Source organism: Nostoc sp. (assembly GCF_036918015.1).
GTDB lineage: Bacteria > Cyanobacteriota > Cyanobacteriia > Cyanobacteriales > Nostocaceae > Nostoc.
Genome location: NZ_JBALEO010000103.1, coordinates 39,804 through 65,596, shown reverse-complemented (window position 1 = coordinate 65,596; position 25,793 = coordinate 39,804). Strand labels below are relative to the sequence as shown.

26 protein-coding genes and 1 pseudogene are annotated in these 25,793 nt (G+C 42.1%); 10 read left to right on the top strand and 17 right to left on the bottom strand.

The features are described from left to right. Positions 1 to 38 precede the first annotated feature (38 nt). Entirely contained in the window at positions 39 to 482 is a 444-nt protein-coding gene (locus V7K61_RS33785) for an SRPBCC family protein (protein ID WP_335060553.1), read from the top strand. A gap of 175 nt (positions 483 to 657) precedes the next feature. On the opposite strand, the gene V7K61_RS33780 is transcribed toward V7K61_RS33785, so the two are convergent. The 5 genes from V7K61_RS33780 to V7K61_RS33760 form a co-directional block, all read right to left on the bottom strand. Beyond that, positions 658 to 1,011 (bottom strand): hypothetical protein, encoded by a 354-nt coding sequence (locus tag V7K61_RS33780; RefSeq protein ID WP_335060551.1) that lies wholly within the window; start codon positions 1,009 to 1,011, stop codon positions 658 to 660. 56 nt (positions 1,012 to 1,067) lie between these two features. Then, complete coding sequence (locus V7K61_RS33775) at positions 1,068 to 1,346, bottom strand: hypothetical protein (protein ID WP_335060549.1); 279 nt, start codon at positions 1,344 to 1,346, stop codon at positions 1,068 to 1,070. Positions 1,347 to 1,397: 51 nt separating this feature from the next. Further along, positions 1,398 to 1,634, bottom strand: coding sequence for a 2Fe-2S iron-sulfur cluster-binding protein (locus V7K61_RS33770; RefSeq protein ID WP_289798882.1), 237 nt, complete (start codon positions 1,632 to 1,634; stop codon positions 1,398 to 1,400). Positions 1,635 to 1,734: 100 nt separating this feature from the next. After that, the gene (gene cobQ, locus V7K61_RS33765) at positions 1,735 to 3,219 is read right to left on the bottom strand and encodes a cobyric acid synthase CobQ (RefSeq protein ID WP_094352460.1); all 1,485 of its coding nucleotides are present in this window, start codon (positions 3,217 to 3,219) and stop codon (positions 1,735 to 1,737) included. A gap of 357 nt (positions 3,220 to 3,576) precedes the next feature. Next, complete coding sequence (locus V7K61_RS33760; RefSeq protein WP_335060547.1) at positions 3,577 to 3,981, bottom strand: Npun_F0494 family protein; 405 nt, start codon at positions 3,979 to 3,981, stop codon at positions 3,577 to 3,579. A 194-nt stretch (positions 3,982 to 4,175) separates the two neighbouring features. Here V7K61_RS33760 and V7K61_RS33755 point away from each other — a divergent pair, with 194 nt between their 5' ends. Further along, positions 4,176 to 4,616: a peroxiredoxin gene (locus tag V7K61_RS33755; RefSeq protein WP_099101976.1), complete on the top strand. Its 441-nt coding sequence runs from the start codon at positions 4,176 to 4,178 to the stop codon at positions 4,614 to 4,616. A gap of 63 nt (positions 4,617 to 4,679) precedes the next feature. Here the strand turns inward: V7K61_RS33755 and V7K61_RS33750 are convergent, their stop codons facing one another. The 8 genes from V7K61_RS33750 to V7K61_RS33715 all read right to left on the bottom strand — a co-directional run bounded on the left by V7K61_RS33750 (position 4,680) and on the right by V7K61_RS33715 (position 14,856). Continuing rightward, positions 4,680 to 5,078, bottom strand: a complete 399-nt coding sequence (locus V7K61_RS33750; RefSeq protein ID WP_335060545.1) for a hypothetical protein — start codon at positions 5,076 to 5,078, stop codon at positions 4,680 to 4,682. 39 nt (positions 5,079 to 5,117) lie between these two features. Further along, complete coding sequence (locus V7K61_RS33745; protein ID WP_335060543.1) at positions 5,118 to 6,005, bottom strand: ABC transporter permease; 888 nt, start codon at positions 6,003 to 6,005, stop codon at positions 5,118 to 5,120. Between the two features lie 186 nt (positions 6,006 to 6,191). After that, positions 6,192 to 7,211: an ABC transporter ATP-binding protein gene (locus V7K61_RS33740; RefSeq protein ID WP_335060541.1), complete on the bottom strand. Its 1,020-nt coding sequence runs from the start codon at positions 7,209 to 7,211 to the stop codon at positions 6,192 to 6,194. A 135-nt stretch (positions 7,212 to 7,346) separates the two neighbouring features. After that, entirely contained in the window at positions 7,347 to 8,330 is a 984-nt protein-coding gene (locus tag V7K61_RS33735; RefSeq protein WP_335060539.1) for a choice-of-anchor A family protein, read from the bottom strand. A gap of 195 nt (positions 8,331 to 8,525) precedes the next feature. Next, entirely contained in the window at positions 8,526 to 9,995 is a 1,470-nt protein-coding gene (locus tag V7K61_RS33730) for an aminotransferase class I/II-fold pyridoxal phosphate-dependent enzyme (protein WP_335060537.1), read from the bottom strand. Positions 9,996 to 10,057: 62 nt separating this feature from the next. After that, positions 10,058 to 12,877: an AAA family ATPase gene (locus tag V7K61_RS33725; protein WP_335060535.1), complete on the bottom strand. Its 2,820-nt coding sequence runs from the start codon at positions 12,875 to 12,877 to the stop codon at positions 10,058 to 10,060. A gap of 35 nt (positions 12,878 to 12,912) precedes the next feature. After that, positions 12,913 to 14,484, bottom strand: coding sequence for a trypsin-like peptidase domain-containing protein (locus V7K61_RS33720; protein ID WP_335060533.1), 1,572 nt, complete (start codon positions 14,482 to 14,484; stop codon positions 12,913 to 12,915). Between the two features lie 60 nt (positions 14,485 to 14,544). Further along, the gene (locus V7K61_RS33715) at positions 14,545 to 14,856 is read right to left on the bottom strand and encodes a CU044_2847 family protein (protein ID WP_181928040.1); all 312 of its coding nucleotides are present in this window, start codon (positions 14,854 to 14,856) and stop codon (positions 14,545 to 14,547) included. Between the two features lie 208 nt (positions 14,857 to 15,064). Here V7K61_RS33715 and V7K61_RS33710 point away from each other — a divergent pair, with 208 nt between their 5' ends. Then, positions 15,065 to 15,772 (top strand): M15 family metallopeptidase, encoded by a 708-nt coding sequence (locus tag V7K61_RS33710; RefSeq protein WP_335060529.1) that lies wholly within the window; start codon positions 15,065 to 15,067, stop codon positions 15,770 to 15,772. A gap of 5 nt (positions 15,773 to 15,777) precedes the next feature. Here V7K61_RS33710 and V7K61_RS33705 read toward each other — a convergent pair whose 3' ends face one another. Together V7K61_RS33705 and V7K61_RS33700 are read right to left on the bottom strand one after the other, a co-directional pair. Then, on the bottom strand, positions 15,778 to 16,251 hold the full coding sequence (locus tag V7K61_RS33705) for a TspO/MBR family protein (RefSeq protein WP_335060527.1): 474 nt from the start codon (positions 16,249 to 16,251) through the stop codon (positions 15,778 to 15,780). 90 nt (positions 16,252 to 16,341) lie between these two features. Further along, a complete protein-coding gene (locus V7K61_RS33700) occupies positions 16,342 to 16,815 on the bottom strand; it encodes a TspO/MBR family protein (RefSeq protein WP_335060525.1) in 474 nt (157 codons plus the stop codon). A gap of 166 nt (positions 16,816 to 16,981) precedes the next feature. On the opposite strand from V7K61_RS33700, the pseudogene V7K61_RS33695 reads away from it, so the two are divergent. The 5 genes and pseudogenes from V7K61_RS33695 to V7K61_RS33675 form a co-directional block, all read left to right on the top strand. Beyond that, a pseudogene (locus V7K61_RS33695) lies at positions 16,982 to 17,240 on the top strand (chorismate mutase); the annotation flags it as partial. 296 nt (positions 17,241 to 17,536) lie between these two features. Then, positions 17,537 to 17,866 (top strand): Pepco domain-containing protein, encoded by a 330-nt coding sequence (locus V7K61_RS33690; protein WP_335060523.1) that lies wholly within the window; start codon positions 17,537 to 17,539, stop codon positions 17,864 to 17,866. A 6-nt stretch (positions 17,867 to 17,872) separates the two neighbouring features. Beyond that, positions 17,873 to 18,988, top strand: coding sequence for a caspase family protein (locus V7K61_RS33685; protein ID WP_335060521.1), 1,116 nt, complete (start codon positions 17,873 to 17,875; stop codon positions 18,986 to 18,988). Positions 18,989 to 19,001: 13 nt separating this feature from the next. Then, entirely contained in the window at positions 19,002 to 19,481 is a 480-nt protein-coding gene (locus V7K61_RS33680) for a hypothetical protein (RefSeq protein ID WP_335060519.1), read from the top strand. Between the two features lie 183 nt (positions 19,482 to 19,664). Further along, complete coding sequence (locus tag V7K61_RS33675) at positions 19,665 to 19,877, top strand: DUF433 domain-containing protein (RefSeq protein WP_335060517.1); 213 nt, start codon at positions 19,665 to 19,667, stop codon at positions 19,875 to 19,877. On the opposite strand, the gene crtR is transcribed toward V7K61_RS33675, so the two are convergent. Further along, complete coding sequence (gene crtR, locus V7K61_RS33670) at positions 19,852 to 20,742, bottom strand: beta-carotene hydroxylase (RefSeq protein ID WP_335060628.1); 891 nt, start codon at positions 20,740 to 20,742, stop codon at positions 19,852 to 19,854. The two genes, V7K61_RS33675 and crtR, sit on opposite strands and share 26 nt — an antisense overlap. Before the next feature lie 381 nt (positions 20,743 to 21,123). Here crtR and pyk point away from each other — a divergent pair, with 381 nt between their 5' ends. Beyond that, positions 21,124 to 22,893, top strand: coding sequence for a pyruvate kinase (gene pyk, locus V7K61_RS33665; RefSeq protein WP_334936335.1), 1,770 nt, complete (start codon positions 21,124 to 21,126; stop codon positions 22,891 to 22,893). A gap of 108 nt (positions 22,894 to 23,001) precedes the next feature. Here the strand turns inward: pyk and V7K61_RS33660 are convergent, their stop codons facing one another. Next, the gene (locus V7K61_RS33660) at positions 23,002 to 24,786 is read right to left on the bottom strand and encodes a M61 family metallopeptidase (RefSeq protein WP_335060515.1); all 1,785 of its coding nucleotides are present in this window, start codon (positions 24,784 to 24,786) and stop codon (positions 23,002 to 23,004) included. A 526-nt stretch (positions 24,787 to 25,312) separates the two neighbouring features. Here V7K61_RS33660 and V7K61_RS33655 point away from each other — a divergent pair. After that, positions 25,313 to 25,753 carry a hypothetical protein gene (locus tag V7K61_RS33655; protein WP_335060513.1) on the top strand — a complete coding sequence of 147 codons (441 nt, stop codon included), beginning with the start codon at positions 25,313 to 25,315 and terminating at the stop codon, positions 25,751 to 25,753. Positions 25,754 to 25,793: the final 40 nt, after the last annotated feature.

The window sequence follows — 25,793 nt, the reverse complement described above, 5'->3', positions numbered from 1 at the left end:
CCGCAAAGGGCGCAAAGAGCGCAAAGGAAGAAGTAGAGATGTCAGACTGGTTAGAACATACTGTGCAGGTAGAAGTAGAGGCTCCCATAGATTTAGTATGGAGCCTCTGGTCTGATTTGGAGCAAATGCCCCGGTGGATGAAGTGGATTGATTCGGTGAAAATTCCGCCAGATAATCCAGATATATCTCTTTGGAAATTAAAAACTGGCAGTCTAGAATTTAATTGGCAATCCCGAATTCTTAAAGTTATTCCCAACCAAATTATTCAATGGGAATCGGTTGATGGTTTGCCGAATCAGGGAGCGATTCGCTTTTACGATCGCCACAATAGTAGTATTGTTAAAATGACTATTTCCTACGCCATCCCCGGCATTATTGGCAAAATTATGGATAACTTATTTTTGGGGCGGATAGTTGAATCAACGATTCAAGCTGATTTGGAAAGGTTTAAAGAATACGCGCTGAATGTTAAAGCTAATTGATATAGATAGCAAAAACAGGCAGTAGGAAACAAGGTATCAAAGTTTCTTGCTGTCTGATGGAAAAATTGGGATTTTTTAAGAATTGTAACAGGTAATGCTGAAAATTCCTATTGAGAGAGCGGAGGATCAATCTTAGTAAAGCTGTCTGCTTGAAATTTTAATGTGTTTGTATAAATTATTCTTTGTAAATTAAAGTTATAGAATCATTATTTTGCTCAACATGACCGCACAGATAATCTTCAAAGTCTGAGTATTGATCTTTTGGTGAATTATCTTCTAACTCTTCTTCTAACTCTACATATTCAGTAAAACTCCATATATTATGGGTTTGACATCTAATATGGGTTTGAGGGATAAAGTTTACATCAACTCTATAATCATAAACCGTATCCTCCAATTTTTCCAGTTTTCCATCTTTTTGTAATTTAGTCACTAATCCTTTATTTAGATAAATTTCCTTCCCATTATAAGGATAATCAAATTTGACTATTTTTGCTTTACCAGTAGAATTATCAAGACGTATGATCATGAGCTTTGCCAATTAAGAGTTAATATCAAATAATTCTTATTTAGTAAATAGATGATTTATTCTAAATCGTATTTACCACTATTGTTATAATGATTTATAAGCTCAAGTTGAGTAAATTCTGAATCATCAATACCATGAGCATTTGAGATAATAGATTTTGCCAATTCATCAGCACAATCATCATCATTTTCAGAGTCTTTATAAATTTCCCATAATTTTGCATAATCATGTTTTTTTAAACTTTCAGTAGAATAATGTATAACCGAATTTAAGTTTAGGTCATCAATAATACCTTCAACCCAAATTTTGAATTCGTTACTAGTGAAATCTGTCATAAAAATCCTAATTGCCGAATATGTCTACGACGAGCTACACCTGCGTTAAAACTACCAAGTTGGATCGCTAAACAAGTTAATCGTCAATTCCTCGCGTGGCGGTACTCCGGTTATACAAGCGCGGACGATCTCTCCATCCTCTAATTCGACGGTGCAAGCGTGACAAGATCCCATGAGACAACCGGTGGGAATAAATACCCCAGCCCGGTCTGCTACATCTAAGAGGGCTTCTCCCACTTCGGCATCTACTGTGACATCATCTGGTAAAAAGCGGACACGAACAATCATCAATATTACGCATTTAATAGAGTTGTCATTTGTCAGTTGTCCTTTGTCCTTTGCAAATGACCAATGACCAATGACTAATGACATTTCAACGCATTTTAGCTTAAGACAAAAACAGACTTAAGTCTAAATGGCTTTCAACTTCAGTAGCTAGAGAGTCCAAAATCTGCTCTCGCTGTTCCCGATAGTTAGCAACACCGGTGGGCAAAGATTTTAAACCGCGCTGTTGACGTAGGCGATTTAACCAAGCCCGTCGCCAAGGGCCATTGTCAAAAAGCCCGTGGAGATAACTTCCCCACACTGATTGACAACTATCCACTAACCCTAAATTAATATCGTCAAATAGGGCATGGTAGGATTGAGGATCTATGCCTTGCTGTTCAATGCGCGATCGCCCTTGGTGGATTTCAAAGCCATTAACTGGTAAGCCTTGTTGGGGATAATTTGAGCTAACTTGGCGCTGGCGGGCGATTTTTTGTCCTGTAATTACAGTTCTGATTGGTAAAAGATTTAACCCTTGAAATCTGCCAGCTTGTCCCTCTATCCCTTCTGGATCGGCGATGATTTGACCTAGCATTTGATAGCCACCGCAGATACCTAAAACCGTTCCCCCAGAAGCAGCATAGTTTTGAATAGCTTCTGCCATACCGCTTTTTTGCAGAAGTAGCAAGTCAGCAATTGTGGTCTTTGTACCTGGGATAATTACGGCATCAGGATGTCCCAAATCTTGCTTAGGACTTAAGTATTTCACTGAAACTGTACTTTCTGATTCCAGTGGGTCAAAGTCGGTGAAATTGGCAATTCTTGGTAAGCGGATGACGGCAATGTTGAGGTCAGTTTGGGCTTTATTCGAGGACGATTGACGTTCTAGCAGGTCAAGAGAGTCTTCTGCTGGAAACATTTCTTGCAAGTACGGTATAACACCGATAACGGGGATACCTGTGCGTTCTTCTAACCATTTTATCCCCGGATCTAAGAGCGATCGCTGCCCTCGGAACTTGTTAATTACTATACCTTTAATTAAGGCGCGTTCATCTGGTTCTAATAACTCTAGAGTGCCAACCACATGGGCAAAAGCACCACCCCGGTCAATATCAACTACTAACATAGTTGGTGCATTCAAATATTTTGCCACTCGCATATTAGTTAAGTCGCGGTGCTTGAGGTTAATTTCCGCTGGACTACCAGCACCTTCACAAACCACCAAGTCAAATTCTGTTCCTAAATGCTGTAGCGATTCTTCAATTGTCCGCCACCCCAATTCAAAATATTGCTCGTAGTAATCTGAGGCACTCACTTTGCCTACAGACCTACCTTTAATAATTACTTGAGAAGTCATATCCCCTTGGGGTTTGAGTAAAATTGGGTTCATTTCTACCCAAGGCACGACTCCCGCCGCCCAAGCTTGCACTGCTTGAGCGTAGCCAATTTCTCCACCACTGGCAGTGACATAAGCATTTAAAGCCATATTTTGACCTTTAAAGGGAGCTACTCGCCAACCACGTCGCGACAGAATGCGACAAATAGCTGTAGTTAAAAGTGATTTCCCTGCATGGGATGTTGTCCCCACTACCATAATTGATTTCATAGTTGCTATCACTTAGTTTTTCAAGATACAGAGTTAATTTTTAGGAGCGAACAACAGGGGATCTGGGGGAGATGAGTAAGCAGGAGAGCAGAGGATTAAGTAGCAGCAAGTCTTTCCCCTCGGTCACTGAGCGTAGCCGTACCCCTTCGGGGAAGCAAGCTACGCGCAGCGTCTCGTAGAGAAGTAGAAGTGCTGCCCCTCCGCTCCTCTGCACCTCTGCCTTTTGTACCCAATGCCCACTATAACCATCACAAATTATAGTTGGATGGTTATGGTAAAGACTTCATGAATAGATATGATGTTTCCGTGTATATTGTTCCCTTTGATTCTCTAATCCTAACTCTTGGATTTTTTATTCTAAAAAGGTATCCGTAACCAACGAATCACTGAATCATAGAAACGATCGTGCCATGAAGGAGTACGCCAATTTTTACCCTGGTACTGTTCCACTAACTGGCGTCCCAAGGGAGTGAGACGAAAACTATCTGTAATTCCCTGACCATCGACTTCTCGGCGCAATACACCTACTTGAATCAACCAGCCCAAAGCGTCATCACAGGCTAATTCTGATAAAGGGCGTTTAGTATAGCCTTGCTTGAGTCCATTTTCCAGAGCGATCGCAGTTACTGATACACTCTGGTGGCCCATCACTTCAAATAAAGATACATTAAAAGGCGAACACACTAGCGATCGCTCGGCTCTTTCTACTGTGCTTTGAGGATAGACAAAAATATTTGGGTTTTGGGAATCAACAGCAGGCATCGTGTATGGGTATAAATTTTTCTTCTAATAAAGATTAATTTAATAATCTATTTTTTCTTATACTAAATACCCCATTAAACCAAAATTAGTTATCTAAAGTATATTTATCCTATTTTTTAGTAATTATATTTAAACATTATAAATTAATGTAAAATTTCAAGTGCATCAACAATCTGAAACAGGAAAGGTTAATTATGCCTCTAGCAGTTGGTACGGATGCACCTGCATTTACCGCCAAAGATACAAACGGCAACACAGTCTCGCTATCTGATTTTGCCGGAAAGACGGTTGTTTTGTATTTTTACCCCAAAGATGACACGCCAGGCTGCACCAAACAAGCCTGTAGTTTTCGGGATGCCCAGTCTCAATATCAAGGTAAAGATATTGTCATCTTGGGAGTCAGTGCAGATGATGAAGTCTCCCATCAAGCATTCACCCAAAAATATAACTTGAATTTTCCCCTACTGGCTGACAGCGACAAATCCCTAATCAAAGCTTTCGATGTGGATGGCGGCGGTTATGCCAAGCGCGTCACCTACGTAATTGACCCCAGCGGCAAAATTACCCATGTTGACAGTGCTGTAAATACAACCACCCATGCTAGCGATGTTTTAGCTGCACTTGGGCTGATCTGATAATTCAGGATTTTTTAAATGGTCTTAGCCCCAAGCCTCTATGGCTTGGGGTTTTTGTTTGATTCAGTTACCTGATTGTGGTGTCACCAATGGCGGCGTAACTGATGGTTGTGTAAGCGTTGGCAAACTGAGGGTTGGTTGCTGTTGTTGACCTTGAATTAGTTTTTGTTGCCTTGCTTTAAAGGCTGCTGCTGCTGAGTTTAGTTCTTCGTTCTGTTGGTTAGAATCCCAGTTGAGATTCCCGAAATTTGCCCGATGAATCAGATCGAACATATTGAAATTGTCTGAGTTGGAACGGGCGAAAGGATCGGTATTTTGGTCTGTTGTACTATTGCTGGGGAAAGCATCCGTTGGGCTGCTGATTTGAGCGGAACTTGGTTGAGCTATGAGCAAGGAAGCAAAGCTAATTCCTGCTGCCGTAGCAACAAAGAGTCTAGTAATTTGTAAAAATGGTTTTTTCATGGGTTTTGACCCTACCTAAAATTTATCTATTCTATCTTTTTAAGCCAGAGTCCGCCGCAGTTGGGGTTGAATACTCACTAAGGCGACTAGGGCAAAGCCAAACAACACCAGCAAGGCTCCCCCAAAGGTAACATCGCCCCAAGGAGCCTGCATCACTACACTACCTAGTTCCCAACTACTGTGGAAATAGAGATAGCGAATTGGTTCAATTGCATAGCTGAGAGGATTCAAAGTAGCCACAACCTGCAACCACTGAGGCATGAAGGATAGAGGTGCTAAAGCAGTACTCGCAAACAATAATGGTAGGTTGGTGACGAAAATCACTGCAATCAATTCAATGTGTCCGGGTAGAGCGAAAGCTAAACCGAGGGAGATGGCTGTTACACCCAAAGCTAAGAGTAAGACAATGAGAGCGATCGCACTTAAACCCGCTATATCTGGAAGTCCAGCGCCCAAAAATGCCGCTGCTGCAACAATTACGGCAGCTTGCAACAAACTTTGGCTGATGATAAAGATGGCTGAGGCAAAGACAATGGAAAACCGCGATGCTAACGGTGCTACCAGCAAACGATTCAAAAAGCCGAACTCGCGGTCAAACATCACTGGTAAACCAGCATTTAGCGCCCCAGCAAAGGCTGTAAACACAATAATGCCAGCAGCCAAAAATTGGCCGTAATTTGTTGTATTCCCAAATATACCCTTGGGAGCATTTTGGAACAAAGCACCAAATAGCACTAACCACATTACTGGTTGAATAATTCCAGCAACTAAAGATGAGGGACGGCGTTGCAATTGAATAAACAAGCGACGAGTTAAAGCCAACGTCTCTTGTACCAATTCACCGAAAAAGTTAGGTGCAGTATTAGCATCTGCTCGTGGCGATGCTAATGGTTGCCAATTGATATCAGATTTAGGAGTAACACTCATAGCAATTTTGGATTTTGGATTTTGGATTTTAGATTGGGATTGGGGATTGGGCACAAGAGGTAGAGGTGCAAAGGGGAGCACTTCGGCTACGCTCAGTGACCGAGGGGCAGGGGGAAAGACTTACTGCTTGCTCTTATCCTCTGCTCCCCTGCTCCTCTGCTCCCCTGCTCCCCCGCTCCCCATTCCCTATCTCATATTCTGCTTCTTTTCAGCTTTGGGATCGCGGGTGGCGACGGCTGCGAGTTCTGCATCCAATAAGGTGCGTCCTGTGGCAGCGAGATAAACGTCATCGAGGCTGGGGCGAGATTGGGCGATGCCAAATATGGGCAAGCCAGCATCATTCAGCGCTTGCTGTATGTTAATAAGAACATCATTTTGAGGTGTCACTACCAAGTTGAGCGAATTACCTTGAGCGCTGTTGATGATAACTTCTTGGACAAAGGGTAAAGGTTTCAGGAGGTTTTTAGCTTTTTCAGCTTCCTCAATGGGGGAAAATTCGCGGATTCGCAAGGTGATGCGATCGCCCCCTACTTGATCTTTCAATTGCGAAGGTGTACCACTGGCAATTACAACGCCGCGATCTATAATTGCCACGCGATCGGCTAGAGCGTCAATTTCTTCTAAATAATGGCTGGTAATTACTACCGTCGTCCCAGAGGCGCGTAATTTTCTCAGGAAATCCCACACCACAAAACGGGTTTCTATGTCAAGCCCTACAGTTGGCTCGTCCAACACCAAAACATCCGGTGCATGGAGCAATCCAGCAGCCAAGTCTAGGCGCTTGCGTAAACCGCCAGAGTATGTTCCTGTCTTTTTATTAGCGTATTCTTGCAAACCGAGTAAATCTAATACCGTTTCAATACGCTGTTTGGCTACTGCGCCTGGAAGGTGATAAAGTGCTGCTTGCAATTGCAGCAGTTCTTTTCCAGTCAACACCTTATCTATAGCGACTTCCTGAGCTACATAGCCTAGTCGTTGTCTTGCAAGTCTCGGATTATCCAACACAGAGATGCCAGATACTTCGATTTTGCCAGCATCCGGTGTGGTCAGCGTACACAAAGCACGCAAGGTAGTAGTTTTCCCAGCACCGTTGGGGCCAAGTAAACCAAAAATTTCTCCTGGTTCTACCTGAAAGGAAACATCCTGGACGGCAACCACTGTACCGTAGCGCTTTTGCAAATTTTGAATTAAAACGGCGGGAGCCATGACAGCCGATCCCCAACTATACAAATCTCAATAAAGTCTATCTTTATTGTAGAAGGTAGAGAGCAAGGAAATAGCGCATGAGCGAAAATCTGTAAACAAATTCGCGTCATGCGCTATGCTGCCAAAAATTTTTAATTATTCTAAACAAGTTGCTCGATTGCGTTTGTAGCGAAACAAACCAAATACTACAGCAACTAATCCTAAACCTGGAAGATTTGCAGGCTCTGGAACCTGAGTACGAATGGGAGGCTTAGGCGGAGTGTAGTACTTCGTTGGGACATCTGGTAGATCGCCATTAAATAGATAGTTGTGAGACTCACCATTTCCTGTCAAAGAAGCTACCACTACATTGCCGTTAACTTGACCATTATTGAAATTGAAATTAGCCAAAGGCGCAAGAATACTACCTTGGATGCCAATCCCACTGGCAGTTATGTTTGTCGCTTCATAGAAGTTGTAAATTACCTTTTGTTGATCTGTGCCTTGGATAGTGAACCCAAAGTTTTGCAGCGACACATCCTTACCGCTGATATTGACAACAATAGTTGAGTTTGCGTCCCCCTTAATTTCAAAATAGTTTGTCTTGGAGACATCTGAGCCTGCAAGATTAAAAACATTGAAAGCAGTACCACTACCACTAAGGTTAATACCACCCCAAGATTGAACAGTGGTTTTACCAGTAGGAGTCAAGGTTGCCAAATATTCAGATAACCCTCGAAGTTGTTTCCCTGCTTCATTGAAGTCGATGGGATTACCTTGGCTGAGAGTTCCTTGGGGAAATCCCACATTGCTGGATACATTGGCGCTGCCTCCATAGACAGCATTACCGTGGTAAACTTGACCGTTACTTAAAGTTAAATTCTGTCCAGCGACTACTACGTTGCCGCTATTACCAGAAAGTCTGCTTCCAAGTCCGCCGATGAAATTTATGTTACCGCCAGCAGCGAGTTTTCCTTCAATATCTGTATATTTTTGAGAGATATCTCCCAAAACAAATACATTGTAATCAGAGGCAGCGCCTAACTCAACTGCATTCGCTCTTGCTGAGAAACCCAGCGCCAGAGTGACTACAATTGGAACGGCTACTTGCCTCCAAATATAATAGGTTTTTGATTTCATCTTCTGATTTATAAATCATCAACATGATCCTATGGGTATAAATTAAAGATGGCATTAGTCAGATAGATATTTTCATTGAAGTTTCATACTGGTATTACTACTATATATTTTTCCCTAAATCATCCGAAAAACCGCACATTTACTATTGACTTCATCAATTAGACTTTTCTGAAGAATAATTCAGTAGTTATAACGTTATTTCACAACTTTCAAAGTTTTGAGGCTAATGTCATTACAACCGCTGATAAATCCCCCCATAGCCTGGATTTGTTGTAGGTATTCAAGGACTGATTTGGTGATGACTTCTCCCGGCATTAACACAGGAATTCCTGGGGGATAAGGACAGACGATTTCGGCACAGATGCGTTTATTGGTTTGTGTCAAAGGTAGTATTTCAGTGACAGCAAAAAAAGCTTCACGAGGAGAAATTTGTAAAGCATAATCTAGTGTTCTGTCTAGATTTAGCCAAACCTGGTTTTTAACAGTCAACTTGCTTCGGCGATATTCTTTGGTGAGGGTGGTGAAACCTTGCACTAATTGTTCAATATCGGCTGGGGTGTTACCCAAACTAATAATAAAGGTGAGATGTTGTAGTGAGGCGAATTCAGCAGTAACACCTAATTTTTCATCGAGAATTTCATCTGCTTCAAATCCGGTTAAACCTAAACCAGAAACAGTGATAGTTAGTCGCGTTTTGTCTAAAGCGACAAAGCCGGGAGATTCCTCCAACTGAGGCATTTCCAAAACTGATAATTCAGGAATTTGACTGATTCTGGTTCTAGCTTCCTCAGCAAGTTGCAAAGTGCAAGACATCAGCATTTTTCCGTGCATTGCCATTTGCTGACGCGCTGCATCTAAAGAAGCTAAAAGTAAATAACTAGGACTGGTAGATTGTACCAGTTGCAAAGCTTTACTGATGCGATCGCAATCTATCTTGTCACCTTGGACGTGCAGCATCGATGCTTGTGTCATTGCACCGAGTACCTTGTGGATGGATTGTACAGTTAAATCTGCACCTGCGGCTAAAGCTGGAGTGGGTAATTCGGGATGAAAGGTAAAATGTGCGCCGTGTGCCTCGTCTACGAGTAGAGGAATATTATATTGATGTGTGATATTGGCGATCGCACTCAAATCTCCACAAACGCCGTAATATGTTGGATAAACCACCAATACTGCTTTCGCATCGGGATGCTGTTGGAGTGCAGATTGTACAGCGTTGGGCGTGATGCTATGGGCAATATCTAAAACTGGATCGTATTCAGGATTGAGAAAAATGGGTATTGCGCCAGAGAGAATTAAACCTGCGATCGCAGAAGAATGCACATTGCGAGGCAGAATGATTTTATCACCTGTGCCACAGGTAGCAAGAATAGCCGCTTCAATCCCACAGGTAGAACCATTGACAAGGAACCATGTTTGCGAAGCGCCAAAAGCCTCAGCTGCTAATTGTTGTGCTGCTTGAATAACACCTTGGGGTGCAAAGAGATTATCTAAATCTGCTAATTCGGTTAAATCAGCGCGAAAGACGGCTTTACCCAGTAAGTCAGCCAAGGATTGAGAAATTCCCTCACCTAGTTTATGTCCTGGGGTGTAAAAAGGCGCATGAGGTCTTGCTGCATTGGCTTTTAAGGCATCTAATAAAGGTGTTAGGCTTTGATCGAGCATTAAAATAAAACAAACCGTTAATGATAAAATTTGAAATCTGTTAGAGCATATTCATAAAAGAATTAGCTTTTTACTGCACGCTCTCTCACCCATTGTTTTAACAGAGGAATTTCAAAATCATATCCTCCATTGATTTTGTGTAAAATATGATAACGCAACAAGCGGGTTAATACCTTTTCAGCAATTTCAGTACCTATAGATAATAAAATATCTGTTCTGGCAACTTGTAATAATAACTCTTGACCAATTACCATTTCTTCTGGTGTAGTTCCTGTAAATTCTGTCCAAATATTTGTAAAATAAGGTTGACCGGAAATAAATGCGTCATTAATTGAAGCTTGCAAGAGTTCAGCAGTAATAAAATCAGTATGGTTAAAGTTAGCTTGATTCACCATTGATGCCCCCAATAATTGTAGGCAGTAAGGGTGACAATTGGTAAATCTCAATACTTCCTCTACAATGCCTGGAGCGTAACGCAGTGCAAAATCTGGATCTGGATTAAGCAATAATTCCTCGGCTTCGTTATCTTCAAGATAAAGCATTTTTATCGGGACAACGCTGATAAAATAGCTACTCCAATTTGGGCCTAATTCCTCTAAAGTTTGCACCCCAGAAAAGAGAAAACCGAGTTGTTCATAATGTTGAATTAAGTGGCGCAGTTCGTCAAATAAACGTAAAGTTATCTGTCCTTTTTCAATGGCGGTACCGATTTTTTCAAATTCATCAAGGTTGAGAAGGATGCGCCGTTCTCCGATTTGGGCAAGTGCTTCATCCAACCAATCTTCTAAGTTAGTATAGGGACTAGTTTGAAAATCGGTGCGTTTGGGAATGTTTGGTAATTGAACACCTTGACTTTTACAGTCTTTATGAATTGCACGGACTAAGCCAAAGCAAAAGTCAGATTCGCTGGTGGTAATGGCGGAACTTTGCATATCCACAAATACGGGGAGGATATCACTGGGAAGCAGGCGGGGAAAGTTATACAAAAAGGAAGTTTTACCACAGCGACGAGGGCCATGCAGCACAAGGGTAGGTCGGTCACGGTCTAGAACTCGACGGACAATTTCATTGGCAAATCTCTGACGACCTTTAAATAAGTTTTTTTGGTCAAGTCGCACCGGATTTCCATATTGGAATGGGTTGATTAGTTCGCCTTGAGAGATTTTGCGTTGTTCATTTTGTTCCAGTTCAATAACCGTTTGCCAACGTTCCAGTACAGGTGTCCAGCGTTTAATGGCTTGGTCTTTAAGTCCCAGAGAGGCTAATTGAGATTGTAATCGAACAAGCTTATTATTGATTTTTTCTAATCCTCGTTCTCGTAGGGGTATATTTTCATTTTCGAGTGCAGATTGAATATCTTGAATAATAGTTTGCAAACGAGGAAGAAGGATAGAAAGTTCAGGTTTAACCTTTGGCAAAGGTGTTTCTATAGTGGAGGTGTCGCTGTCAGAATTGAGGTGATAGAAGGGGAAAATCAGGAAGGGTAATATAGGATGGTCTGAGTTGGTAGTAAAGATTAGTTCTGGAATGCTTTGAATTTGCTTGAGCTGGTCGGCGACAATTTGCGGTAAGGCATTTTGCAAGGTTATTTGTAATCCTGGTAAGGAAGAAGTTTGAGTATATTGAAAGATTTTCAAAGCTGCTTGAGGATTGCTGCTAAAAGCTGAAATGAAAAGCTGTTCGTAATTAGGTAATGCTAAGGGCAGCCAGAGAAGTTCACTGGTATAGGGAGGTAAGCTGTAAAGTAATTGCAATGGTTGAGGACGAAGGCGATTAATAATTGATATGAAAAAGCTGAAAGGAGCAAATAAAAGATAGTCAATAATTCTGTAATAGCTAACTAAGACTACAGGAATAATTAATGCTGAAAGCCATCTTAAATTGTGGGCAGAAAGAACTATTAAAATTACTGTAATAAGGATAAAAAAGCCATTATTTTTGCTTGGTGCAAGAGCAAAGGCTATTATAGCTGCATAAACCAAAAACCAGGGAAAGCCTAAAGTAATACCACCTCCCAATCCAACCCCCAATCCAACCCCTAATCCAACCGCCACGATGAGTACCACGAATCCCGCTACTCCAAACGTTACGACTTTCTGCACTCCGCCCCCCACTACTCTTACCACCTCCATTGCACCTGCCCCCACTCCTACCCCCATGGTGAACCCCACGATCGACCCCACGAATCCCGCCACTCCAGCCGCTATTTCAACCGCAAAATCCTCAAATCCAACCTCAGGTGTGATCTCTACTTCTCCCGTTACTCCCACCACTTCTTGTATGACTTTTGCCTCCACTGCAAACACCACAGTGCCACCCATCAATGCCACCCAAAGTCCCACTGCTTCGTACACCACATCACAAGTAAGGAAAGGATGTTCTTTTTTAAAGAGTTGTGATACTAAGCGAACAGTTAAATATACTCCCGAAAATACCCCGAAAACTGTAGCTGCAAAAGCTATATCAATAAAAAGTGGAAGTTTGAGGTATTTGATAGCTGCTATTAAAGCTCTTAAGAAGATATTAGGTTGAATGGAGACAACTATCAACCACAAAAATGGGATAAACAGTCCTAAAGGTAGAAAAAAAAATGCTATTGCATAGGCACTTAATATTGAACAAGGTAACTGTAGCCAATTTAATAGTTGATTGTACTCAACTATTTTTAAAACAAGAGGAATATTTAGAATAAATAATATTAATAGATATTGACTAATGAATCGTGAATTTCCGGTTAAAATATAATCCTGAAAAGTTTTGTCTACTCTTTGCCCATTTTCTTCTTTTTGTGGCAACCATTCATTTATTCGTTGCTGAAGCCTTGAAGGACAAAACATTGCCCACCAAAATAGCTCCCAAGTTTCCCGTAAAAACAGTAACATTTTATTTAAAATTTGATATTTAAATCGTTTGCTTCTTAACTTTTACATTTCACAAAATCTGCAAAAACACAGCTAAATAAACGCCCATTCTTCCGTAATAACCCATGACGCTGAAGCCGATCTTCTGCTATATTTGAAATAAGTAAATTACCTCCTCCTAATTTGTGACGCAATGCTAAACGTTCAACTTCAGTTAAATCTTTCCAAAGTTCTTCAAAACGAGGCTTGGCTTGAAAATTAAACTCATTTTTAGCTATTTCTTGATTCCCATATTGCCACAACATTGCCCCCGCCATCTGCACATAATAGGGCAATCCCCCTGCTATCTCATCTACCCATTCCAATAGTGCAGAATTAGGCGTAAATCCTTTATGAATAATGCTTTGCCAAGCTTCCTTCTCTAATGCCCCTAAAATAGTCATACTGAAAATATTGGCAAAGGGAGAACCCAGACTCAAAGTTTCGTAAACTTCATTAAGAGGTCGTTTACTGGCAATTACCATTGTTAATAAACCCGCAGAAGCCTTAGAACGCCAATCTTCTCCCCAATCCTGAAACAATTCCAATCTATCTTTTTTACTCGCAATGGCTTCAAACTCATCCAATAAAATAATTAAACGATACCCTTCATCTACTAAAAGCTGTAAGCCATCTTCTACTGCAAAGCCATCTTCATTATCTTCCTTTAACCAAGGAAAATTCCCTGTTAGTTTGTGAATCCCTCGCCTTAAGCCTTCAATAATTCCCTCTGAAGTATGAAAATTTCCATTCGTTAAATCTAAGAAAACAACTAAAGGCTTTTGTTCGCCAGAACAAAATTCGCTGGTTCTTTCTCTGATATATCGCAATAGAGAAGTTTTTCCATTGCGCCGCAAGCCTATTAAATTGACACATTGAGGACTAATTGCGCCAATGCGGTTTTTAATCTCTAAAATCTCTTTTCTCCGTCCGTAAAAACGTTGTGGAGGAACAGGAAGACCATATTCAAATGGATTCTCACCTTTGGGCTTTAGCTGATGGAATTGTTGATTAAGTAAAGCAATTTCGGGAAACTGTTGCACAATAACTTGAGCCGAAACTGCCCGCCCCCCTAAATCGTTACCCTCATCACGGGAAAGATGCACAATTCCACAAACTTTACCTGTTAGTAAATTTAGCAAAGGCGAACCACTAAACCCTGAGATAACTTGCCCTTGCTTTAACTTATAGAGAATAATATCCTGTTTAAAACTTATTCCTTCATATTTAAAACTTGCTGAATCTCCCAGCGAATAATCAACTTCGCTATTCTTGGGATAACCGAAAATATATAAGTCATCGTTGGTATTGGGTTCTGTGTCATCCAATTCAACACAGGGATGATCCAAACAATCCTCGTACAATTGTAAAAGGGCTAAATCAAGGGGATATTTGTATAATTGCGTAACTTTAGCTGTGTAATTCTGGTTTCCTGCTTTCCAGAATACTTGCACAGGGTTATCTTTCGCAGATTCGACCACATGGGCGCAAGTGAGAATCCAATTCGGTGCAACAAAAAAACCTGTTCCCTGACTACTGGCAACATTTAAACGCACTGTACAGCGTTGTAAATAGTCTTCGTTACCCATTAATTGCTCTCACGCAGCATCTTTGTAAAAAGATTACCACAACTGTAAGACAATCAATTGTTATTTACCCCATTCCATCGTAATTTCCAGGTTAGCTGTGCCTGTTCCTTTGACAATTAAAGCGGTTAGTTGTCCTGACTCAACTCCAATTTGTAAACCTAGTTTGACACTAAATTTATCTGGCTTGACTGTCTCGCTAATATCTTTTAATGTACCTGCGACATCTTCAGCAATGGATTTAATAATTTCTGTCGCTTGTTTAAAGACTCTGGTTTCAGCAGAAACAGGTTGTTCTCCTATAGGCGTAACCTCTACTTTAATTATTTTGCCGTCAGAAAGTTCAAAGGAAATAATTTTGGTTTTATCTGCCATACTTTATTTTTTATGTTAATTTCTCGTGCAAGGCTCTTCCTAAATAATGCGAAAAAGGTATATGGTATTGTTACATTTTTCGTGCGCGATTAATTTGAGAAAAATTGGTATTGCACGCAGAGGCGCAAAGGATACAGAGGAACAAGAAAATCGTTACACAGAATGCTATGCTTGCGTTAAAATCCGTAAGTCCTGTGTAGCTTACTAGATGAGACCTTATCATCAAATCCCAATTTTCGAGTGTGGTGAACCGCTAATAGCGATTCCTTTAGAATTGTTTGCGGTGGAATCTCCCCATCCTTATGAAAAATTAGGTGCGCCTTATGGCGATCGCTCCCCTTATTATCTACGTCAAAGCGTTATCGAAAATTTGCTCCAAGCGCAAAATTATCTTAATCTTCTGCATCCTAACTGGCATATCCAAATCTTTGATGCTTATCGCCCGATCGCAGTCCAGCAGTTTATGGTAGATTACAGCTTCGCCCAAGCAGTGCAGGATAGGGGATTAACTAACGTGGAATTATCCCCAAACCAACGCCAAGAAATTTGGGAAGCAGTTTATGCAATTTGGGCTGCACCAAGTTTGGATGAAAAAACTCCACCTCCTCATAGTACGGGTGGGGCGGTGGATGTGACGCTAGTAGATGATACAGGGCAAATAGTGAATATGGGTTCGCCGATTGATGAAATGTCAGAGCGATCGCATCCAGATTATTATGCCAATAGCGATCGCTCAGAAGCACAAAAGTATCATGCTTACCGTCAGCTATTGCGAGATGTAATGTTAAAAGTCGGTTTTCAACGCAATCCTAGAGAGTGGTGGCATTTTTCTGTTGGCGATCAAATGTGGGCTTGGCTGAATAATCAATCTAATCCAGCCAATCCTGTCACAGCACGTTATGGACGGCTTGTATAGATGCGTTATGCATCTTGAGGATTCAGTTCTTTTAACTCGTCGGTAGTGTAAGTACCAATGGGAGTCCAAACCAGATAGGGAAGGAGTAACAGCGCCGCCATTAGAGAAATCGGTAAAACGCAGATTGCCAGGACAACGCCTGAAATCAAACCTATCAGCCCAAGAATTTCCCCAGCTTTGAGACTGCGAAACCTCAGCATTATAGGTATGTAGGCGACGGTGATAATTTCTACCACAAGATACAAAGCCATTATTAGCCAAGTAATTAGGCTTCCGGGATTTTTTTCCCAGACAATATAAGCTGAAGCTGCACCACAAATAAAAATCACAGTCCAGATGACCGGAATCAGTGGCTCAAAAACTAGCCAGCGAGGGCGACTTAACTTTGCAAACCATTTAACATCACGCGGCGCGATCAAGAAACTACCAAGGGCGATGAAGAAAGTTACAGCCCCAATTATTATCCAAGATGGAATCATAATGCACTCAAGCTTTGTGTATTTTGTCAAGTCATACACTGCAAGTGTGACAATTTAGGCTATATGTTTAATCATTCTCTGGGGCGATTCTTAGGCATCTTGAGGATTGAGACGGATCATCTGCCAAGTGGTATAAGTACCAATGGGACTCCAGAGCAAATAAGGAACTAGTAATAGGGCTGCCCAAGCAGAAAAACCTAAGACTGCAAGTATCAATAAAGCACAAATGATTAAACCTGTGCCACCGAGAATTGTGCCGACTTTCAGACTGCGAAGCTTAAACATTACAGGCGTATAGGCAATGGTAACTATTTCTAATAGCAGATATAAACCCATGATTAACCAGGTTGAGGTGCTTCCTGGGTCTTTTTCCCAGACAATATAGGCTGACCAAGCACCGCAAATAAATATTACAGTCCAAATAATGGGAATTGCGCCCTCAAAAGTTAGCCATCTCGGTCGTTGTAAACGCTTGAACCATTGGCGATCGCTAGGCGTAATCACGTTCGCGGCTAAAGCAACCAAGAAAGCCACGCCCCCAATCACCATCCAAGATTTAATCATGCCCGTTAGTCCTTTACAAGCGCTATCTATCGCTTAATATCACTCTTTATAGTGTGATTTTGTCAATTTTATTGCTAATTACTCATCATCCCTGAGTTTGAAACCTTCACATCGTTTGGCTGGATTTTAAATTATGGGCATTGGGAATGGCACAAAAAGTAGAAAGGACATGATTCGTGTGACTTTTTTAGTGTCACGCGATTTGGATGCTATTTTTCTAGATGCGATCGCCAAAGCGCGTCCTGGTTGGGATAATGTAGTCAATGTTGGATGTGCAGCAAATGCACGTTGGAGATAGCTTACAGCGCTGCATTTGGTTCTTAATCCACGCTTATCTGCCAGCCTCCGCCTCAATTAATTATATCTACAGGACTTACGCAACTGGCACATTGAGATCGCTAATGAATAGTACCTTGGTACTATAAAGCTGCACATGAAATGAACAGTCTTGACAGTCCTGCAAGCAAGCTAATAAGTTGCTGTACCGGAACGTACTAATATTGTCGGCTGAGTCCCAGAGGTTATCTATGTCCAGTTTTTCATATGCGACCGTCACGTTGATGGCTGTCTTCAAGTGTACTGCGATCGCCTCGACCACTACCCTCAACCATTACGATTAAGAACGTGAGTATAAATCGTAGTTAATTTTTCCGTATAATAACTACTTAGACTTCTAAGTTATTGATTAGGACGTAGTTTTAAAGTGGTCTGTGGGGTGATAATGCCGGAAGAAACAATTCTGATTGTAACGGATGATGTAGAAGAATCCAGCATTGACGGACAAAGAGGTTGGGGAAGTGTTCAGCAACGCTTGAGTAAGGTAGCAGAGATTCCTGTATCTGTGCTGGAGCAGAATATGAACAGCCTCTTGCGGATAGTGGGGCGATTATTCCAACAGGTTGATCAACAGGTGGGATCACAATCCGATCTTTGCTTGGATGAAGTCACGCTACAAGTAGAAATCAGCGCCAAAGGAGAGGTTAAGCTATTTGCAGGAGGCGAAGCTGCTGGAAAGGGTGTGATTACGCTAAAGTTTAAGAGACCGAGCTAGAAGTAGATGGTGAAGAACTGGGCAATTGTAATTGGTATCAACTACTACGAACACTTGCCACTTAAGAAGCATCTAAAGTGTGCAGTACAAGATGCAGAAGCAATGAAAGCGTTCCTGTGTAACAGTGCTGGATTTCCATCTGAAAACATCCTATTTTGTTCTGATCACTCGCAACCTATCAGCAATATCCCCACCCGTCCTTCTCGTACAAACCTACGTCGGATTCTGTTTGAGAAGAGTCTACAGGCTTTTGAAGCTGATAACTTTTGGTTTTTTTTTGCTGGACATGGAATTAGCAAAAACTGGCAAGATTACTTGCTTCCCTGTGACGGCGATGCCAATGATCCCGAAACCGCTATCTCAATTCGAGATGTTGTTGATTGCCTACGTCGTTGCAAAGCAAAAAACATTGTCCTAGTTTTAGATATGTGCCGCGAAGGCGAACTTCAACCAAGTGGTAGTCGCGGAGTTAGTGAAGTGGGCGAAGAAACGATTAAAATCACTCACCAGCAAGGTATCATCACTATTTTTTCCTGCCAACTTGGTAAAGAATCATATGAAATTGCTGAACTCAAACAGGGAGCCTTCACTCACGTTCTTCTCAACGGCTTGCAGCAGAATATGATTTTGCGGCAACTGGAGCAATATCTTAGACGAGAAGTTCCGGCTCTCAACCACAAATACGACAAACCCGTTCAAGAACCGCTGGTCATCCCTGAACCAGGATTGAAATATGACTTGTCTCTGTTTCCAGAACTTGTGAAGACAAAGGGTAATAATAATGACTTAAGGTCTCAGCAGACTGGCACAATCGATGTAGAGAGTCGAGGGCAATTGCAAACTCCTTCACAACGCGACAGAATACAGCAACAAATCCAAGTGTTAGAGGCAATCATCGAGGACGCAAAATCTAACCCAAGCTTTGCAAATGTACGTGAACGTTTTTTGCAGTTAAGGAAAGAGACAACTGACTTTCTCTCAGAAGAAGTCGGCAAAAAAGAAGCGCTAACCTTAGTTATGATATGTCCACGTGGAGACTTTAAAGCTGATAAGGCTCGCCTACTCAATGAGGCGACACAGATTCGCAATTACTTACTCACATTATCCCAGAAACTCAATTGAGAGGAAACTCAGGATGGCATCAAAGAATTTTTCTAGCAAAGAAGTTGATATAGATGTGTTGATTACTGAGTTACGTGATTTTTTTGAAATAAAAAACTACAAAATAGACTATAAACAGGGAACATCAGGAGCGATCATTTTAGATACGAATAAGGCTGGCAAGCCTTATGACTTCCTTGGTCTTTCGCTCAGAGTAACAGTCAGGTTAAACTCTGGATCTGAAGTAACCCGTATTTGGATAGGGAATCAGAAGTGGGTTGACAAAGTTATTGTAGGGTTTAGTGGTTTGGTAATTTTTGTTTGCCAGGGAACTATCTACTTGTCTTCTTTTAGTTTTGGTCTATTTCAGGTTGGCTTACTACTTCTGAAATTGTTTTCTATTTTACTAATACTGCTTCCTGCGCTAGGTGCGTATTTGCAGTACAAAGTTACACAGGATGTATGGAATATGATTGAAGATCATGTGGCACTTCGATCCACAGTAAATCCTTGATAACCTTATTTACTAAACTCAGAATGATTATACAAGAGAATAACAATTCAAAAATCAAAAATCAAAAATCAAAAATAATATTAGCGATCGCACTCTACAAAGGATCAATAGCATATATCGTGAGATTTCTGAGACAACCAGAGCTAGGATAAGAAGGTAGTCTGTCGCAGACAAGCTAACTATATGACATCCACATCGCGTGTTGTTCATAGAGACCCCGATATATTGGGAGGAATACCTGTTTTTATTGATACTCCTGTCCCAATAAAAACCTTGCTCGATTACCTAAAATCGGGTGACTCACTGGATGAGTTTTTAGATCACTTTCCCAGTGTCAGCCGTGAGCAAGCGATCGCTTTATGGAATAACTCTATTCTTTTTGATGATGAAATCTAATTCCTAAAAAGATGTCGTAAACAAACTCAAAAAAGTCCTTTTTCTGCAACAATCCTGAAGTTTGATAACATCCTTTTTCATCTAACAGTGGTTTCATCACATAGTATGCAGGCTGGTAATTATACCAGGGAATAGAAGGCCACAAATGATGAATTAAGTGGTAATTCTGTCCCATAATTAGGATATTGAGAACTTGGTTCGGGTAGACGCGGGCATTTTTCCAGCGATCGCGCTCCGCAAAAGGACGATGGGGCAAATAGTCGAAAAATAATCCTAGTGCTATGCCCACCACAAAAGCCGGTAAAAACCAAAAATTGAGAACATAACCCAAAAAGTGGTATTGCACAGAGATATAAACAATTACACCGACAATTAAGCGGCTGATAAACCATTCTAATAGCTCATATTTCCGCCACAATCGCCGTTGAAAGAAAAACACCTCGTGGTACAAAAACCGCACTGCAATCAGCCATAGCGGCCCACCCGTAGAGACATAATGATCTGGGTCGTCTTTAGGATGGTTGACATGACCATGATGCTGTAAATGCACCCGCGTAAATACTGGAAAAGCAAAAGCTAGCATCAACGCACTACCATGTCCTAACATCGCATTCATCACCCGGTTGCGATGGGCAGATTGGTGACAGGCATCATGAATTACTGTTCCAGCACAATGCAAGGCAATAGTATTAACGCAAAAGCATAGCCAATGCGGCCATTCCCAAAGCCAGTAACCAAAGTTGGATAACACTAGCATGGATACAGCAACAGAAAACAGCAGCAGCGTCGGATTGAAATCACCAGGAGGCGCTAAAAATTCCTTGGGTGGGATTGTCAATGGCTTTTGTGCCTCCGATGCGATCATCTCTAACATTGACTCCTTCTTGAGCAGACATTACGAATATACGATAAATATTATTGAATGATAAAGTTTTGCAAATTTTTGTATAGCAAGATTTATCCACAGCTTTGCATATCAGCAGATGAATAACGCTATGATTCCAGACGAAGCCTAGTCTTTGCTGATAAGTGGGATATGACCATCGGCAAGAAGTTAATGGAACAAACTCCTTCGTTGGGAGGATGTATACAAGATTGATGTACTATATCTAGTCTATCCCACAGCCCCCACTCTCCCATAAACCCTCATCTAACTGCTTATATCTTATTGATATAGCAGTGACTGAAAAGGAGATGCCACTTAAGTTACGATGACTTCCCAGATAGCTCCCTAACTTCAGCCCCTATGCAATTACGAGATTCTCTGCGCCGGACAAAAATTGTCGCTACTATTGGCCCCGCCACTAGCAGTCCTGAAATGCTCAAGGCGATTATTGAAGCGGGAGCCACGACGCTGCGGCTAAACTTCTCCCACGGAACTCATGCCGACCATCAGCGTAGTATTCGCTTAATTCGGCAAACCGCTTTTGAATTAAATCAGCCAGTAGCTATTCTCCAAGACTTGCAGGGCCCAAAAATTCGCTTAGGAAAGTTTGACAACGGGTCTATAGTTTTGGCAAAAGGCGATCGCTTCACCTTGACAAATCGTCCAGTAGTAGGCACGCAGGAAATTAGTTGCGTCACCTACGATTATTTAGCCGAAGAAGTCCCAGTTGGTGCAAAAATCCTCCTCGATGATGGACGAGTAGAAATGGTTGTGGAGGAAATTAATCGGGACAAAGGTGATTTGCATTGTCGAATCACCGTGCCTGGTAAACTTTCTAACAACAAAGGCGTAAACTTCCCCGGCGTTTACCTGTCAATTAAGGCAATGACCGACAAAGATCGAGAGGATCTGATGTTTGGTCTAGATCAAGGTGTCGATTGGGTGGCACTTTCCTTTGTCCGCAATCCCCAGGACATGATCGAAATTAAAGAACTAATTTCCAGCACAGGCAAGCAAGTACCAGTGGTTGCCAAAATTGAAAAGCACGAAGCCATTGAACAAATGGAGGCGATTCTGGCTTTATGTGATGGCGTGATGGTTGCCAGAGGCGACTTAGGGGTGGAATTGCCAGCAGAAGATGTTCCGGTACTGCAAAAGCGGCTAATTGCCACAGCAAATCGCTTGGGAATTCCGATCATCACCGCTACTCAGATGTTAGATAGCATGGTGAGCAATCCTCGTCCTACCCGCGCCGAAGTATCGGATGTGGCAAATGCGATTTTAGACGGTACAGACGCGGTGATGCTCTCCAATGAAACCGCAGTGGGTAGCTTCCCTGTAGAAGCAGTGGCGACGATGGCGCGAATTGCCGAACGTATGGAGCAGGAAGAAGCCCAACACCTAAACCTACGTTCTACGAGAGATGCCCGACGCTCCATTCCTAATGCGATTAGTCAAGCTGTCGGTCAAATTGCCGAACAATTAGGTGCAGCGGCAATTATGACCCTAACCCAAACGGGTGCAACCGCTCGTAATGTCTCTAAGTTTCGTCCTCACACACCAATTTTGGCAGTGACACCCCATGTAAATGTGGCGCGGCAGCTACAGATGGTGTGGGGAGTCAAACCGCTGTTGGTGCTAGGATTACCTTCCACTGGTCAGACATTTCAGGCTGCGATTAATGTAGCTCAGGAATTGAAGTTACTGTCTCAGGGAGACTTAGTAGTGATGACGGCTGGTACACTCCAGGGTATTTCTGGCTCTACAGATTTGATTAAGGTAGAAGTGGTAACGGCAGTACTAGGTCACGGAATTGGACTGGGACAAGGTTCAGTGAGTGGTCGCGCACGGGTGGCTAATACTGGTATGGATGTGAGTAACTTTAATCCTGGAGATATTTTGGTTGCACCCCGCACTAGTGCCGATTTTGTTGAGGCAATTCGGAAAGCTGCCGGAATTATTACCGAAGATGAAAGTCTCACAAGTCACGCGGCAGTAATTGGCTTACGTCTCGGTGTACCAGTGATTGTCGGTGTTAAACAGGCAACGCAGGTGATTCGAGATGGGGCGATTATAACGCTGGATCTGCAACGGGGTTTGATTTACTCTGGGGCGGTGAGAACGGCTTAGGATTGGGTAGAACACAGCAGGGGAGCAGGGGAGCAGGGGAGAGAGTTGCAGCAGGTTTTTCCCTCTGCCCCTCAGCCTCTCTGCCTCTTGTGCCAATGCCCAATCCCTTTATGAAACAGTTGCGATCGCAGCCCCAAGCCATCCAGCAAAGTTTTGTTGCTGTTTGGAGTTAGGATGCGCAACAGGCTTTACCTGATATCTAGTTGGACGTGGTGATGCCAGGGTGATGGAATAAGTACGGAGTTCGTCTTGGTGGAAAACTGCGACTTCTATTTTATCGTTTGGTTGATAATCTTTTAAGCGATCGCTTAAGCCACCCGCCGTTACCTTAATTCCATCAATTGCCAACAACTCATCACCTGCATCAATTCCGCCTACTTGTGCAGGTGAACCAATCTCCACAAACTTAACGATCTCTCGCCCATTCTCTGTATTGATTCTTACACCCAGGTAAGGTTCTTCCTGTTGATCGGCTACCAACTGCAAGCCGAAGGGTTCTAGATACTGATTAAATGGCAAATCTTCAGTACTATCAACGTAGCGTTTAAAGAAATCAGTCAAATCGATTCCGGCAACAGATTCGATAACTTTCTGCAACTGTTCTGGGGTATAGCCAATTTCATCTTGCCCAAATTGCTGCCACATTTTCAGCATCACGTCATCAAGGGAGCGCTGATTGTTGTGAGTAGAGCGAATCAGCAAATCCAGCAACAACGATACCATTTCTCCTTTTAAATAGTAAGAAATTTGGGAATTCCCGCTATTGGCATCGGGGCGATAGAGTTTTATCCAGGCATCAAAACTCGACTCGGAAACAGGTTGTACCTTGCGCCCCGGTGTTGTTTCATATCTGGTAATTTCCTTACCCAAGTTATTTAAATACGACTGAACATCATAAATTCCCGCCCGCAAAGGAATTAACAAGTCATAGTAACTAGTAGTACCTTCACAAAACCATAATGATGGTGTGTAATTTTCTTGGTCGTAATCAAAAACCTCTAATGCTTTTGGGCGAATTCGCTTGACATTCCACAAGTGAAAGAACTCGTGTGCAACTAATTGCAGAAAGCGATCGTATTTTTCCTGAGCGCGAAACCCAAAACGTTGGTAAATTAAAGAGCAAGAGTCTTTATGCTCCAAACCGCCAAAAGCTTGGCTAAATAAATGTAGTAGAAACACATATCGTTCATAAGGCAAACCGCCGAACATCTGCGCTTCTACCTGAATAATTTTTTGGATATCAGCAATCAGCTGCTGAACTTGGTAATTACCTTGCCCCCAGATTGCCAATTCATGGGGTTTTCCTAATACCTCAAATTTATACAATTGGTGGGAACCAATCTCAAAGGGAGTATCCACCAAAGTATCAAAATCGCCAGCCAAGAAAGTATTTGTTTCTTCAGCAACGGGAGGTAGAGCAGTAGTTACCTGCCATTTCGGGTGTGGTGGTACGATAGTGACGCGAATGGGTTGCTTATCCCAGCCAGATATTCTAAAAAATAGTGCCGCACCGTTAAAATAACCGTGAGTGGTATCTAAGTGATTGGTTCGTACTGATAGCTCATTCGCAAAAATGCGGTAACGTACAGTTAATTCTGAAATACCTATTTTGTCTACCTGCCAGTGATTTTTACCGAGCTTCCGCCAAGTTAAAGGCTTATCCTCTGCAAAAGCCTCAAAATCCTGTAAATTCTTGGCGTATTCCCGGACTAAATAGGAACCAGGTGTCCACACTGGCAGTTTTAAATCGAGAATTGGTGAGGGATGATTGACAAGGCGTAAAGTCACCTCAAACAGATGGGTTTCTGGTTGGGACATTGCCACCAGGTAATGAATAGTTGGCCCAGTTTCCTTGATGTAGATATTGGGACGAGTTGCTGTTGCTTCAGTCATCTTGTTTACTGAGGTAATTGTTAATGGGCTTTGCTCTCAAATAAAGATTACACTTTATTTCTTTTCCATAACTAAAAGTTATAGGGCTTTTTAAGTACATAAATACTATACAGAATTTGGGTATTTCAACCATATTTAGCTGTCTGCGATGTCTACGATGGTCACTGAGCGGCTGGTGAGCGGAGTCGAACCATTGTCGTACCACTGCAAGCGCAGCGTCTCGTAGAGAAGTGCGGGCTACGCCAACGTACCAAAAATCGGCACTAGTGAGGCCAAGTCAAAAGTAAGCTGGATGGCGCAGATTCTCCGATTGGAAAACCCATTTTGAAAATATACTTTAGTTTTCAGGTACAACCTGTAGATGCTCAAATATAATACCCGTATCCTTGACTTCTCAACAGAAGTCGAGGTTCCATTTACTGAGCATTTATCGAAAATCGAAAATCCATGACTGAAAACGAAAAGGATACAGGGCAACTAAATTTATTTATGGGGATCATTAATTTTAAATTTTGAATTTTGAATTTTGAATTCGGAGCAAAGCCCTTCACCTCGTTCTTGGGAAATGGCAAGTGCGCTACACCACGCAGAATTAGATATTACTCCGGCGGTGGGGGTGGCTACTGCGACTGAGTTTCAGGCTTTTATTCAACTTTACAAAACACTACCGAATCTGACACCTATTTTGGCAGGTAAAGGCGATCGCATTCCCTGGCCTCAAGAACCAAGTACTAAGTATGCCACAGCAATTGGTTTAACAGTGCGTGCTGCTGACGCAAACCAAGCTTACAACGCTTTTATTTGGCTCAGTCAAGTTGCAACAGCCGAATGGGTGCAGTTGTTTGCTGTGGATTTATTTCGAGTCATGCGGAGTAAAGGACATCTGGGTGTTTTGGCGCAATTAGTCCAGAAAGACGCAAAATTGCAGCAGTTTATGAAAGATTTTCAACAGCTAATGGGTTTATAAGCTAAGTCCAAGAGATAAAGCACCTTCAACAATTCCGGCT

Coding starts and splice junctions, on each gene's coding strand:
- V7K61_RS33785 (WP_335060553.1), top strand. CDS start 39: ATGTCAGACTGGTTAGAACATACTGTGCAGGTAGAAGTAGAGGCTCCC.
- V7K61_RS33780 (WP_335060551.1), bottom strand. CDS start 1,011: ATGATCATACGTCTTGATAATTCTACTGGTAAAGCAAAAATAGTCAAA.
- V7K61_RS33775 (WP_335060549.1), bottom strand. CDS start 1,346: ATGACAGATTTCACTAGTAACGAATTCAAAATTTGGGTTGAAGGTATT.
- V7K61_RS33770 (WP_289798882.1), bottom strand. CDS start 1,634: ATGATTGTTCGTGTCCGCTTTTTACCAGATGATGTCACAGTAGATGCC.
- cobQ (WP_094352460.1), bottom strand. CDS start 3,219: ATGAAATCAATTATGGTAGTGGGGACAACATCCCATGCAGGGAAATCA.
- V7K61_RS33760 (WP_335060547.1), bottom strand. CDS start 3,981: ATGCCTGCTGTTGATTCCCAAAACCCAAATATTTTTGTCTATCCTCAA.
- V7K61_RS33755 (WP_099101976.1), top strand. CDS start 4,176: ATGCCTCTAGCAGTTGGTACGGATGCACCTGCATTTACCGCCAAAGAT.
- V7K61_RS33750 (WP_335060545.1), bottom strand. CDS start 5,078: ATGAAAAAACCATTTTTACAAATTACTAGACTCTTTGTTGCTACGGCA.
- V7K61_RS33745 (WP_335060543.1), bottom strand. CDS start 6,005: ATGAGTGTTACTCCTAAATCTGATATCAATTGGCAACCATTAGCATCG.
- V7K61_RS33740 (WP_335060541.1), bottom strand. CDS start 7,211: ATGGCTCCCGCCGTTTTAATTCAAAATTTGCAAAAGCGCTACGGTACA.
- V7K61_RS33735 (WP_335060539.1), bottom strand. CDS start 8,330: ATGAAATCAAAAACCTATTATATTTGGAGGCAAGTAGCCGTTCCAATT.
- V7K61_RS33730 (WP_335060537.1), bottom strand. CDS start 9,995: ATGCTCGATCAAAGCCTAACACCTTTATTAGATGCCTTAAAAGCCAAT.
- V7K61_RS33725 (WP_335060535.1), bottom strand. CDS start 12,877: ATGTTACTGTTTTTACGGGAAACTTGGGAGCTATTTTGGTGGGCAATG.
- V7K61_RS33720 (WP_335060533.1), bottom strand. CDS start 14,484: ATGGGTAACGAAGACTATTTACAACGCTGTACAGTGCGTTTAAATGTT.
- V7K61_RS33715 (WP_181928040.1), bottom strand. CDS start 14,856: ATGGCAGATAAAACCAAAATTATTTCCTTTGAACTTTCTGACGGCAAA.
- V7K61_RS33710 (WP_335060529.1), top strand. CDS start 15,065: ATGAGACCTTATCATCAAATCCCAATTTTCGAGTGTGGTGAACCGCTA.
- V7K61_RS33705 (WP_335060527.1), bottom strand. CDS start 16,251: ATGATTCCATCTTGGATAATAATTGGGGCTGTAACTTTCTTCATCGCC.
- V7K61_RS33700 (WP_335060525.1), bottom strand. CDS start 16,815: ATGATTAAATCTTGGATGGTGATTGGGGGCGTGGCTTTCTTGGTTGCT.
- V7K61_RS33690 (WP_335060523.1), top strand. CDS start 17,537: ATGCCGGAAGAAACAATTCTGATTGTAACGGATGATGTAGAAGAATCC.
- V7K61_RS33685 (WP_335060521.1), top strand. CDS start 17,873: ATGGTGAAGAACTGGGCAATTGTAATTGGTATCAACTACTACGAACAC.
- V7K61_RS33680 (WP_335060519.1), top strand. CDS start 19,002: ATGGCATCAAAGAATTTTTCTAGCAAAGAAGTTGATATAGATGTGTTG.
- V7K61_RS33675 (WP_335060517.1), top strand. CDS start 19,665: ATGACATCCACATCGCGTGTTGTTCATAGAGACCCCGATATATTGGGA.
- crtR (WP_335060628.1), bottom strand. CDS start 20,742: ATGATCGCATCGGAGGCACAAAAGCCATTGACAATCCCACCCAAGGAA.
- pyk (WP_334936335.1), top strand. CDS start 21,124: ATGCAATTACGAGATTCTCTGCGCCGGACAAAAATTGTCGCTACTATT.
- V7K61_RS33660 (WP_335060515.1), bottom strand. CDS start 24,786: ATGACTGAAGCAACAGCAACTCGTCCCAATATCTACATCAAGGAAACT.